This window comes from Bariatricus sp. SGI.019, from assembly GCF_050315235.1.
In the GTDB taxonomy this organism is placed as follows: domain Bacteria; phylum Bacillota; class Clostridia; order Lachnospirales; family Lachnospiraceae; genus JAFBIX01.
This window is the reverse complement of the sequence record NZ_JBNPOQ010000037.1, coordinates 1-10520: the sequence shown is the minus strand read 5'-3', so window position 1 is coordinate 10520 and position 10520 is coordinate 1. Positions and strand designations below refer to the sequence as shown.

At 38.6% G+C, this 10520-nt stretch carries 10 protein-coding genes, 2 pseudogenes and 1 riboswitch; of the genes and pseudogenes, 10 read left to right on the top strand and 2 right to left on the bottom strand.

From position 1 onward, the window contains the following. The 4 genes and pseudogenes from ACQRD1_RS14345 to ACQRD1_RS14330 all read left to right on the top strand — a co-directional run. Positions 1-207: pseudogene (locus ACQRD1_RS14345) on the top strand (DNA alkylation repair protein); the annotation flags it as partial. A gap of 8 nt (positions 208-215) precedes the next feature. Next, complete coding sequence (gene rlmH, locus ACQRD1_RS14340; RefSeq protein ID WP_235234079.1) at positions 216-695, top strand: 23S rRNA (pseudouridine(1915)-N(3))-methyltransferase RlmH; 480 nt, start codon at positions 216-218, stop codon at positions 693-695. Positions 696-707: 12 nt separating this feature from the next. Next, a complete protein-coding gene (locus ACQRD1_RS14335; protein ID WP_235234081.1) occupies positions 708-1193 on the top strand; it encodes a GNAT family N-acetyltransferase in 486 nt (161 codons plus the stop codon). A 12-nt stretch (positions 1194-1205) separates the two neighbouring features. Then, positions 1206-1817, top strand: coding sequence for an HAD family hydrolase (locus ACQRD1_RS14330; protein ID WP_235234082.1), 612 nt, complete (start codon positions 1206-1208; stop codon positions 1815-1817). Between the two features lie 148 nt (positions 1818-1965). Here ACQRD1_RS14330 and ACQRD1_RS14325 read toward each other — a convergent pair. Next, positions 1966-2652, bottom strand: a pseudogene (locus ACQRD1_RS14325) (IS1634 family transposase); the annotation flags it as partial. A 32-nt stretch (positions 2653-2684) separates the two neighbouring features. Between ACQRD1_RS14325 and ACQRD1_RS14320 the strand changes: the two are divergent. The 3 genes from ACQRD1_RS14320 to ACQRD1_RS14310 all read left to right on the top strand — a co-directional run bounded on the left by ACQRD1_RS14320 (position 2685) and on the right by ACQRD1_RS14310 (position 6012). Beyond that, positions 2685-3854, top strand: coding sequence for a glycoside hydrolase family 30 protein (locus tag ACQRD1_RS14320; RefSeq protein WP_235234087.1), 1170 nt, complete (start codon positions 2685-2687; stop codon positions 3852-3854). A 19-nt stretch (positions 3855-3873) separates the two neighbouring features. Then, positions 3874-5520, top strand: coding sequence for a glycoside hydrolase family 43 protein (locus ACQRD1_RS14315; protein ID WP_235234089.1), 1647 nt, complete (start codon positions 3874-3876; stop codon positions 5518-5520). An 84-nt stretch (positions 5521-5604) separates the two neighbouring features. Continuing rightward, a complete protein-coding gene (locus ACQRD1_RS14310; RefSeq protein ID WP_347375809.1) occupies positions 5605-6012 on the top strand; it encodes a PH domain-containing protein in 408 nt (135 codons plus the stop codon). Between the two features lie 599 nt (positions 6013-6611). On the opposite strand, the gene thiC is transcribed toward ACQRD1_RS14310, so the two are convergent. Beyond that, positions 6612-7922, bottom strand: a complete 1311-nt coding sequence (thiC, locus tag ACQRD1_RS14305; protein WP_235234283.1) for a phosphomethylpyrimidine synthase ThiC — start codon at positions 7920-7922, stop codon at positions 6612-6614. Positions 7923-8096: 174 nt separating this feature from the next. After that, positions 8097-8205, bottom strand: a riboswitch (TPP riboswitch). Positions 8206-8378: 173 nt separating this feature from the next. Between thiC and mscL the strand changes: the two genes are divergently transcribed. The 3 genes from mscL to ACQRD1_RS14290 form a co-directional block, all read left to right on the top strand. After that, positions 8379-8813: a large conductance mechanosensitive channel protein MscL gene (gene mscL, locus ACQRD1_RS14300; protein ID WP_235234284.1), complete on the top strand. Its 435-nt coding sequence runs from the start codon at positions 8379-8381 to the stop codon at positions 8811-8813. Positions 8814-8914: 101 nt separating this feature from the next. Further along, positions 8915-9043: a hypothetical protein gene (locus ACQRD1_RS14295; protein ID WP_268826667.1), complete on the top strand. Its 129-nt coding sequence runs from the start codon at positions 8915-8917 to the stop codon at positions 9041-9043. A 153-nt stretch (positions 9044-9196) separates the two neighbouring features. Further along, positions 9197-10520 (top strand): polyphosphate kinase 1 (locus ACQRD1_RS14290; RefSeq protein WP_427787908.1); only part of this gene is annotated, 1324 nt, incomplete at its 3' end.

Sequence of the window (10520 nt, the reverse complement as noted above, 5' to 3'; positions counted from 1 at the left end):
GAGGCCTATTATGTTAAAATGGCAGTTGCATGGGCGGTGTCCGTTTGTTACGTTAAATTTCCTGAACTTACCTGGGATTTACTTGCCGGAAATCAGCTAGATGATATTACTCATCAGAAATCTATTCAAAAAATCCGGGAATCATTCCGTGTCAGTAAAGAAGAAAAGGAAAGACTTAACACTTTGCGTCGGGCAAAGAAGGGATAACTATATTTATGAAGATTACATTAATAACTGTAGGGAAAATAAAAGAAAAATACCTGAAAGATGCTATTGCAGAATACAGCAAACGTCTAAGTCGATATTGTAAACTGGAGATTATAGAAGTTACCGATGAGAAGACGCCGGATCATGCAAGTGAGAGTGTAGAAGACGCAATTCGTTCCAAAGAAGCTGAGAGAATCCAGAAGTATATCAAAGAAGATGCCTATATAATTACTCTTGAGATTGGTGGAAAACAGCTCGCCTCTGAAGAACTTGCAGAAAAGATTGACAAATTAGGAATTCAGGGTGTCAGCCATATCATCTTTATTATTGGAGGCTCTATTGGACTTGGGAGAGAAGTACTTTCCAGGTCAGATTATGCACTTAGTTTTTCTAAGATGACATTTCCACATCAGTTGATGAGAGTCATTTTGCTGGAGCAGATATATCGAAGTTACCGAATTATCAATGGAGAACCATATCATAAGTAATGGAGGTTTTAAATGAGTGAACAACAGAAAGTTACTTTTCGGTATGCAGTTCGCGAGGATGCTGCATTAATTCTTCGGTTTATTAAAAAACTTGCGGAATATGAAAAAATACCGGAGTCAGTCTACGCTACAGAAGAGTTTCTGGAAGAGTGGATGTTCGATAAGCAAAGAGCAGAAGTAATATTTGCACAGATTGACGGAAAGGAAATTGGATTTGTTTTCTTTTATCAGACATTTCCTGCTTACCTTGGAAAAGGCGGAATCTATATTGACGATTTGTATGTTGATCCAGAATACCGGGGAAAGGGTTATGGAAAACAGATGATAAAGTATATGGCAAGAACAGCTCTGGAGCGTGATTGTGGAAGAATGGAATGGTGTTGTCTGAACTGGAATCAATCAAGTATGGATTTCTATCGCTCAATGGGTGCAATACCACTTGATGAATGTACAATTTTTCGTGCGCCTGAAAATGTATTAAAGGCGATTATAGAGTAGGTGTGATTTATAATGATAAAAAATATTGTTTTCGATATGGGCAATGTACTTCTTGATTATAATCCAGATGTCTGCCTGAATTATTTTCTGGATAATGAAGACGACAAAGCTTTGATTAAAAAAATATTATTCAATGGGCAGGAATGGATAGATGCTGACCGGGGACTGCTGACTGATGAGGATATATATGAGCGTGTAAAGGATCAGATTCCAGAGCGCCTTCATCCTGCACTTAAGAATTGTGCAACGAGATGGCATATGTGTATGAAACCTGTCGATGGTGCAAAAGAATTCTGTGAATATGTGAAAGAAAATGGATATCATCTATATGTTCTGTCTAATGCAAGTACCTCTTTTTATGACTATTTTCCAGAATTTGCACCGATTTCATATTTTGATGGAATCGTGGTATCCTGTGATATACATATTATAAAACCGGAAAGAGGTATTTATGAATATTTACTGAATCAATATCAACTCATTGCGGAAGAATGTTTCTTTATTGATGACAGACCGGAAAATATTGAAGGCGCAAGGCAGATTGGAATGAATGGGGTAGTATTTTACGGTGATTTCCAGGAAATCAAAGAATTACTCTTACAGATAACAGACGAAAGAATATAGTTAGCAGACCAATTTGGCTGCTTTGCTTGACATATGCAGACAGGATTGCTATGATAATCCCATCTTTGACAGTTAATAAAAGACAAAACAGCCGCAAAGCCTGTATTTATGGGCTATGTGGCTGTTTGTTCGTTTGCATCGATATGTGCTATATTTTTGCTTTTGTGCTAGTTATCTTTTTTGTCTTTGAAATAATTCCTCGCATGGAGGCTTTTGATATAAATTCAAAGTCTGTTCTTAATCCAAATGAACTGTGAAGAGCATCTGTTAGTTTTGTGCGTTTGTAAGAAGGAATGTAACCACTGTCCTTGCTTAATAGTGTCATATTCATACCACGTAATGTTTCCAAAATCTGAGTGCATGTAAACCCTTCCCCCAGTTTCTTTTCTAATAATCTATATACTAAGAGACTGATATAACACGTAAGAAAATGTGCTTTGATACGATCGTCTCTCTGTACATAGACGGGTCTGGCTTCAAAATCGGATTTCATGATTCGAAAGTTTTCTTCGATTTCCCAACGTTGCTTGTTAATCTTAATGATTTCCGATGGGTTATCTTCAAGGTTTGTTACAACAGCATAAAAACCATCATACATGGATTCTTCATTTATGCGTTCTTCATCCAATTCATAAACAGACTTATCTGCGATTTCACCATCTGGTGTAATGCTAGTCTTTTGAATGAATCGTGCAGGGTCGTTTTGATTCTTTCCTCGTCTGCATTTTCCTGGAGACTGAATCATTTTCAGTGCACGGTCAATCTGACGACTACGAATTTTTTGTTGATAAGCTTTATATTTAGGAGAGTAAGTAACAATAATCGTTTCATCCATTCGGAGGTGCAATTACTGATGCCGCAGGATATGTGTTTTCTCACTTATCCAGCGAACAACAGGACAAAATGTTATCAACTTATTTTGCATCGGAACATATGGGATATAATCAAGTCAGAATTCATATGGACAGTTGTGATTTTTCCACCCATATGTATGAAGCAGATCCATATAAGGATGATACGGAACTTGAGAAATTTTCTTTCGCAGATACTGAAAAATACATTATCCCATTATTAGAAGCAGCGGAGAAAAAAGCCGGAAAGAAGTTAAAAATCATGTTGTCTGCATGGTCACCGCCGGCATATATGAAGACCAACCATGGAAGAAAAGAAGGCGGTTCTCTGAAATACGAATATCGTGCACGTTGGGCAGAATATCTGTGCCGATATATCAGAGAATTTAAAGACAGAGGATTTGAAGTTGTGTGGATGTCTGTACAAAATGAGCCAAAAGCTGTTCAAGACTGGGATTCCTGTGTCTATACAGCAGAAGAAGAGAAAGTATTCTTAAGAGATTATCTGGTACCAGCTATGAAAAACCATGACCTTGATGATATCGAAATATTCATCTGGGATCATAACAAAGAGCGCATTTTTGACAGAGCAGAAGCAATCATTGATGAGACAACAGATTCTATGGTTGATGGACTTGCTTTTCACTGGTATAGTGGAGATCACTTTGAGGCATTAGACCTGGTTCATCAGATTCATCCCGACAAAAAACTGATACTTTCCGAAAGCTGTCTGGAATTTGGCAAATATGATAAAGATGCTGAAGCGGAGAACGCCGCTCGCCTCGCCCATGATATGATTGGAAATCTTAATCATTGGATGGTTGGTTTTTATGACTGGAACATATTACTAGATGGAGAAGGCGGACCGAATCACACGCAGAACTACTGCGAGGCTCCTTATATGTTTGATATGGAGAATGACCGGTTAATAGATCGCATGTGTCTGGGATATTACTGCCATTTCGCAAATTTTATAAAGCCAGGAGCAATAAGGATTGCAAGCACAAAGTATACAGATCAGTTAGATCTGACGGCTTGGAAAAATAATAATGACAGTATAGTATTTGTATTGCTGAATCGGCAATCAGAATCTAAGACTTGTTATCTTCGTATTGCAGGTCAGCAGTTTGAGTTTGTGATTCCGCCGAATTCCATTATCACTGGACAGATAGAAGAGAATTGTTAATATAGGGAGAACATAAATTATGATAAAGAATCCAATACTTCCCGGATTTAATCCGGATCCATGTATCTGCAGAAAAGGGGAAGATTATTATCTTGCAGTTTCCACATTTGAATGGTTTCCTGGAATTCCAATCTACCATTCTAAGGATCTGAAGAACTGGGAACTATATACTCATGTTCTGACAGATGACCAGGAAGTAGACCTAAAAAAATTACCTTCTGCGAAGGGAATCTGGGCACCTTGCCTGACTTATTGTGAGGAAGAGGATCTGTTCTATGTGGTATATGGCATTATGAATTCTATGAATGCCAGATACTTTGACGTAGATAATTATCTGATCACAGCAAAGGATATCAAAGGTCCATGGAGTGAACCGGTCTATCTTCATTCTTCTGGCTTTGATGCATCAATATTCCATGACGATGACGGACGTAAATGGGTTGTATCCCTTGAATGGGAGACGAGAGAAGGCTATGAAAAACCAGGAGCAATCTGTATGGTGGAATATTCACCGGAAAAGAAAGAAATCATTGGTTATCCAAAGCGAATCTGGAGTGGCGGAACAGACAGAGGCTGTATTGAAGCACCCCATTTGACTAAAAAGAATAGCTATTATTATATTATGTGTGCAGAGGGTGGCACAGGATATAATCACTGTGTGACCATGGGACGTTCAGCTAATATCTGGGGGCCATATGAAAAAGATCCCAAAAATCCAATTGTGACATCGGTTCCGGGAGATTCTTATGAGCGTCATGATCCAGATCATTTAAAGCCGAAATACTATAATTCAGAATCTGTACTTCAAAAATCAGGACATGGAAGTTACGTAGAGACACCGGATGGCGAAGTCTATCTGGTTCATCTGACTGCACGGTCGTTTGTACCGGAACTGCGCTGTACACTTGGAAGAGAGACGGCAATTCAGAAAATGATGTGGACGAAAGATCATTGGCTTCGCATGGCAGACGGAAGTAATCTGGCAAAGGTTGAAGTTCCAGAAAGCACTCTTGCGGAATATCCGGTTGCACAGATTCCGGATTATGATGATTTTGATTCCGAAGAACTCGGCATCTGGTATTATGCTCCAAGAATGATGCCTCAATCCTTTGCAGATGTAAAGGCTCGTCCGGGTTACGTCAGAATCCGCGGACAAGAATCCCGTACATCACTGAATAGGGTCAGTATCCTTGCCCGCAAGCTTACAAGTGTCTATGCCAGAATTACAACAAAAATGGAATTCGTCCCAGTAGTTCATCAGCATAGTGCTGGGCTCATCTTATATTATGACAATATGAATTATATCAATCTCAGAAAATATTACAGTGAAACGTTGAGCCAGAGTGCATTGTCAATTATTCAGCTTGAAAATGGAGAGAAAACAGAATTCTTAAATTCTCGGATTCCGATAGAAGATGGCCCAGTCTATCTGCGACTCTACATTGAAGGACGTAAGTCCTGGTTCGAGTGGAGCCTGGATGGAAACAAGTATCAAAAGATTGGAAGAGTCTTTGATACAACAAAATTTTCGGATGAATATTGCAAATATGGAGAATTTACAGGAACCATGGTAGGAATCACCTGTGCCGACCGTGTCAAGCACAAACATTATGCCGATTTTGACTTTTTCGAATATGTTGCAGATGAAGACAAAAATGTAGAATAAAAGAAAACAAAAAAAGATTGTCTCCGTTGAAATTCGTATGTATAATAGCAGTAGCAAATACGAATGAACAACGGAGGCTTTTTTATGACATTCAAAGGGAAAATCGATATATGGTGGTATGTAGTTATCGCACTATTAAATGGGGTTACATTGGGAATTACACTCAATGTCGGATTTACAACGGTATGGGGATATCTGATTTTATTAGTTTTAGTAGATTTATATTCTATTCCCGTATTATTTAGAAACGAAGTTATTGTTGATAAAAAACAAGTAGTAATACATTTTGGATTATTGACAAAGACTCTCCCTACACAAGAAATCACATCAATACGGAAAATGAAAAATTATTCAGCATCCTTTGCCGCATCCTTTGACCGGGTAGGAATCGAGTCGAAAAGAATGAGTACCGTTTTCGTTGCATTATACGAGAATCGAGAATTTGCAAATGAACTAATGAAGCTGAACAAAAAGATTAAATATGTAATTTAGTTAGGAATTTAGATTAGTTAGTTGGTAATTGGAAGGTGTACGGCGCAAGGAAGCTGGATAGGCTGGTCTGTTTCCGTCCAGCCTATCCAACTCCCTTGCGCCTGACATTCCCAATTACTGAACAAACTCATCTGGAGGAATTCCTGGCGAGAAGCGCAATGGGGAGCGATGTTTTTATACTATTTATCATTATTTCAATGGAAGAATCAGTTAGTTATTCTGCCTGTTTTTTGACAATATCATTACTGATATCTTTCCCTCTGCATGACGCGCAGGAATCCTCCCGGATGAGGAAGTTGCGGATTTGGGGGATGTCAGGCGAGAAGATGGATGGGATGGTTGCCATTCGTTGGACAAGCGATAGAATCCGTTACAGGAAAAGAAGCAGATATTTTGTGCGAAGATTTGGCTTCAAGCCAGATCTGAGAAGGCTGCTGAGCCTCGAAATCATCAAGATTTCGGGGTGAATCAGCCTGGTCACAAAATATCTGCTTCTTTTCCTGTTATGGATTCTTAGCGAAGGACTCCGCAATGGCAACCATCCCATCCATCCTCTCGCCGTACACACCCATTACCAACTAACTCATCTAAATTCCCATTTACTCGTCAAAAATACTTACAATTTCTCCATCCAGGATTCGATTCGTATTTTTTACTGCGCAGAAGTTTCCACACATACTACAGGTGTCTTCTTTTTCTGGTTTTGCTTCTTCACGATAACGACGTGCTTTTTCAGGATCCATGCTAAGCTTGAACATTGCTTCCCAGTCAAGGCGTTTTCTTGCTTCACTCATCTGATAATCCCAATCTGTTGCGCCAGGAATTCCTTTTGCTATATCAGCTGCGTGTGCTGCGATTTTTGCAGCTACGATACCTTCCTTTACATCAGCAGCATTTGGAAGACGTAAGTGTTCAGCCGGAGTGACATAACATAAAAATGCAGCGCCAGATGCAGCTGCGATTGCGCCTCCAATAGCAGAAGTAATATGGTCATATCCAGGAGCAACATCGGTTACCAATGGACCAAGTACATAGAACGGTGCACCATGACACAAGGTTTTTTGAATTTCCATATTTGCAGCGATCTGATTCATAGGCATATGTCCAGGTCCTTCAATCATAACCTGTACATCCTTGGCCCAGGCACGCTTGGTCAGTTCTCCCAGGGTAATCAACTCCTCGATTTGTGCGGTATCAGTAGCATCTGCAATACAGCCTGGACGACATGCGTCTCCAAGGCTCATCGTAATATCATATTCACGACAGATATCAAGGATCTCATCATAATGTTCATAGAACGGGTTCTCTTCCCCGGTCATTTCCATCCAGGCAAACATAATGGAGCCTCCGCGAGATACGATATTCATCAGACGTTTGTTCTGTTTAAATCTTGCAGCCGTTGCGCGATTCATACCACAATGAATCGTCATAAAATCCACACCATCTTCTGCATGCATTCTTACAATATCCAGCCATTCCTGCGCAGTAATCTGTCCCAACGGTTTGTGGTAATAAACGACTGCATCATAAATTGGAACTGTACCGATCATGGCAGGGCATTCTTGTGTGAGTTTACGACGAAAACTTCTGGTATCTCCATAGGAACTTAGATCCATGATTGCCTCTGCTCCCATTTCTACAGCAGAACGTACCTTCTCATACTCCATATCCACATCTTTCCAGTCGCGGGAGACTCCTAAGTTGACATTAATCTTTGTAGTTAACTTAGCGCCTACTCCGCTTGGATTCAAAGAAGTGTGTTTTTTGTTGCATGGAATGATAATCTCTCCTTTGGCAATTGCATTGCGCAGATCTTCTACATCCCAGTGTTCTTTTTCTGCAACAATTTTCATTTCAGGTGTGACGATACCCTGACGGGCAGCATCCATCTGTGTTGTGTAACCAGACATATTCTTTTCCTCCTTCACTTTGCTTTTAATGAACATATTCATTAAATTTTATAGTGCGGCAAAAGGTGGTGCTCCCAATCTGCCGCATGAGGTATTGAGAAAGAGCAAAAGTGTGCATTCTCGCGAAATGTTTTTATAAAACAAAAAACGGTACGCAAAGGAAGCATACCGTACATAATTCATACTTTATGTCCCTACGTTGGCATTATCCAAATCAGGTCATGGGTTAAAGCACACTAGCTTACTCTCAGCCTGCTTAAAGCAAGCACCCCTTTTATACTTAGTTATTATATCGTGCTTTTTTGTGAAATACAATAACAAATTATTGAATTTGATTTTCAAGGAAAGAATGATGCGTCTGTTAATATCAGAAAATGTAGTAATTATTCTGTACAGTTTATAGACTATTTATTATAATGATTAATAACAGTTCGATCATAAGGAGGAAGACGAAAGATGAAAAACTTTATAAAAGAATTTAAGGAGTTTATCAGCCGTGGCAATGTCATGGATATGGCAGTAGGTATTATCATAGGCGGTGCGTTTACCAGTATTGTGTCTTCATTTGTAGAAGATATCATCAATCCAATTCTTGGATTATTTGGAGGAATGAATTTTGACAAGCTGTCCTGGAATATTCTTGGTGAGGTGACCTTGAATTATGGAAAATTTTTAACAGCTGTCATCAATTTCCTGATTATGGCATTAGTACTGTTTATAATCATCAAAGCAATGAACAACGCTGCTGCAAAGTTTGCACCGAAAAAAGAAGAGGAAGAAGCGCCTGTAACGACAAAAACTTGTCCGTTTTGCAAAAGTGAGATTGCAATTGATGCACTTAGATGTCCACATTGCACTTCTGTGCTAGAGGAAAGTCCGGATTTAACATAGACTTAAACGTGATTTCATATAATAAAAATAATTCTACGATAAATTATCTTTATCAAAAGATATATTAAGTATTATATGAACCATGAAAGGATGTCTGTGTTATGCGTAAAGAGAGAAGAAACCGGAAACAGATTAAAAACGATATGATAAGGTACTATTCCAGCATGGAATCTAAAGTTGATCCAAAAGCAAAAGAAATATTTAAAAGAAAACCATATAAAGTAGCTTAGATTCAAAAATCTCCGTGACAAAATCACGGAGATTTTTTTTACATGAATTTAACATAGATTATAAATGCTCTTTTTGTAGTTGTGATATATGTAATACGATATAAACTTATACAATACTGATAAAGAAAGGTGTATACAATGGATAATATGTATATGAACAGAGAATTATCCTGGCTCAAATTCAATGAACGAGTACTGGAAGAAGCAGAAAATCCATCTGTGCCGTTATGTGAAAGGCTGACATTTATGTCAATCTATCAGACTAATATGGATGAATTTTTTATGGTGCGTGTGGGTTCACTTTTTGATCAGACATTGCTTCAAAAAGAAATCCGGGAGAATAAGACAGGGATGACTTCTCAGGAACAAGTAGATGCAATATTGAAGCAGACTCGTAAGACAGACTGCCGTAAAGAAGCTGTCTATGACGAACTCATGGAATGTATTGCAAAAGAAGGAATTCAAATTTTAAGATTCCAGGATATTGATTCCGAAGGATGCAAGTATCTGGAAAAATATTTTGATTCAGAGATTGCCCCACTAATTTCGCCAACTGTTGTAGGTAGACGGCAGCCATTCCCATTTCTTCGCAATAAAGAGATATATGCAGTTGTTGTGTTGGAAACAAAGAATAAAAAAGAAAGAATAGGTCTGATTCCATGTACCGGTAGTGTATTTGGCCGTATGGTCAATATTCCTGGCATGCAGGGAAGTTACATATTGACAGAAGAATTAATTTTACATTTTGTATCAAAAATATTCAAGGGCTATAAGATTAAATCAAAATCCCTTATGCGCGTTACAAGAAATGCAGATATTGACGCGGACGCTCTGTATGATGAAGATCTGGATTACCGGGAATTTATGGTAGGTATCATTAAGCAAAGGAAGAAGTTGGCACCAATCCGTCTGGAGCTTTCAAGAGAAATGGATTCTTATGGCATCTCCCTTCTTTGTGATTATCTCGAATTAGGAAAGAATCATGTGTTCAAAACTTCAACACCGCTTGATCTTTCTTTTGTATTTCAGATACAAGATCTTCTTCGAAAAGAAACCAAACTGTTCTTCCCCAAAAGAACATCTCAAAAATCAGATCAGTTTCAGGAAGGAAGAAGTATCATAGAACAGATAAAAGAAGAAGATAAGCTTCTTTCTTATCCTTATGAATCAATTCGCCCTTTCTTACATCTGTTAAACGAAGCCGCAGAAGATAAAGATGTAGTTTCTATCAAGATGACTTTGTACCGTGTGGCAAAGCAAAGTAAAGTGGTAGAGGCATTGATCGAAGCTGCTGAAAATGGCAAAGAAGTAGTAGTATTAGTTGAACTTCGTGCGAGGTTTGATGAAGAAAATAATATTGAATGGTCCAGACGCCTGGAAAATGCAGGATGTCAGGTCATCTATGGACTCGACGGTTACAAAGTGCATTCAAAATTATGTTTGATTACCCGAAAGACCGATAAGCAGATTGAATATA

Excerpts from the sequence above, each read along its gene's own strand:
- rlmH (WP_235234079.1), top strand. The coding sequence starts at position 216 with ATGAAGATTACATTAATAACTGTAGGGAAAATAAAAGAAAAATACCTG.
- ACQRD1_RS14335 (WP_235234081.1), top strand. The coding sequence starts at position 708 with ATGAGTGAACAACAGAAAGTTACTTTTCGGTATGCAGTTCGCGAGGAT.
- ACQRD1_RS14330 (WP_235234082.1), top strand. The coding sequence starts at position 1,206 with ATGATAAAAAATATTGTTTTCGATATGGGCAATGTACTTCTTGATTAT.
- ACQRD1_RS14315 (WP_235234089.1), top strand. The coding sequence starts at position 3,874 with ATGATAAAGAATCCAATACTTCCCGGATTTAATCCGGATCCATGTATC.
- ACQRD1_RS14310 (WP_347375809.1), top strand. The coding sequence starts at position 5,605 with ATGACATTCAAAGGGAAAATCGATATATGGTGGTATGTAGTTATCGCA.
- thiC (WP_235234283.1), bottom strand. The coding sequence starts at position 7,922 with ATGTCTGGTTACACAACACAGATGGATGCTGCCCGTCAGGGTATCGTC.
- mscL (WP_235234284.1), top strand. The coding sequence starts at position 8,379 with ATGAAAAACTTTATAAAAGAATTTAAGGAGTTTATCAGCCGTGGCAAT.
- ACQRD1_RS14295 (WP_268826667.1), top strand. The coding sequence starts at position 8,915 with ATGCGTAAAGAGAGAAGAAACCGGAAACAGATTAAAAACGATATGATA.